Source organism: Stutzerimonas stutzeri, from assembly GCF_000935215.1.
GTDB lineage: Bacteria > Pseudomonadota > Gammaproteobacteria > Pseudomonadales > Pseudomonadaceae > Stutzerimonas.
This window is the reverse complement of the sequence record NZ_JXXD01000255.1, coordinates 1-1,089: the sequence shown is the minus strand read 5'-3', so window position 1 is coordinate 1,089 and position 1,089 is coordinate 1. Positions and strand designations below refer to the sequence as shown.

Sequence of the window (1,089 nt, the reverse complement as noted above, 5' to 3'; positions counted from 1 at the left end):
CCAGCGCCGCGAACCGAGCGCCCGCGAAGCCCGCCGCATCGCCTCGCTGCAAACCCGCCTCGACAAGATCGACGCCGAACTGGAAGACGCCTACGACGCCGAGGACGAGGACAAGACCGAAGCGCTGGAACCGCGCCGCGAACAGGTCGCCGGGGAACTGCAAGCCGTGGAGCAAGCCTTGCAGGGCTATGCCCCGGACGTGCGCGCCGTGGCCGGTGCCATCGTCACCCTTGACCGCAGCGGCGAAGCCGTGATTCATCGCGGGCTGCTGCGCGAAGCCGAAGCCAAGGCGCTGCGCACGCTGGAACGCTTGCGGCAGGGCTTCGGCAGCGCAGAAGGCGAAGCCGGAAAAGACGACGAAGGCGAGGACGCCGAGCAGCCCAAGGCCGCGAGCCTGTCCGACCGGCTGGCGCAGCGCTTGAGCGCGCACCGTACCGCCGCGCTGCAAATCGAAGTCGCCCGGCATCCGCAAGTCGCCCTGGCCGCGCTGGTGCATGGGCTGGTGCAGACCGTCTTGCAGGACAGCCACTACGGCCACGACCTGCCGCTAGGCGTGAGCATGAAAGTGCAAGACCGGCTGGAAGGCATGGCCCCCGACTGGCCCGAGTCACCCGCTGCCGTGGCCCTGCGCGAATTGCAGCAGGTCGCGGGCGAAGCGCTGCCGCAGGACAGCGCCGAACTGTTCGCCGTGCTGCTGGCGAAGCCGCAAGACGAACTGGTGCGGCTGCTGGCCGTGTGCGTGGCTTCCACGGTGGACGTGGTGACGCCTCGCGCCACGCAGCACCAGCCCGGCGCGGAACTGGCGCAGGCCGTGGGGCTTGACATGGCGGCATGGTGGAAGCCGACTGCCGAGGGTTATTTCCAGCATGTGCCGAAGACCGCGATTCTGGAAGCCGTGGGCGAGTTCGCACCGTCGCACGCTACTCGACTGGCGAAGTTGAAGAAGGCGGACATTGCCAGCGAAGCCGAACGGCTGGCGGACGGCACCGGCTGGATGCCTGCCATCTTCAAGACCGAAAGCCCGGAAGCTGCGCCGCAGGAAACGCAGGCGCAGGATGCCCCGGAGGATGCCGAGGCAATGGCGGATGA

1 pseudogene is annotated in these 1,089 nt (G+C 68.6%); it reads left to right on the top strand.

From position 1 onward, the window contains the following. Window positions 1-1,089: pseudogene (locus LO50_RS21295) on the top strand (chromosome partitioning protein ParB); the annotation flags it as partial.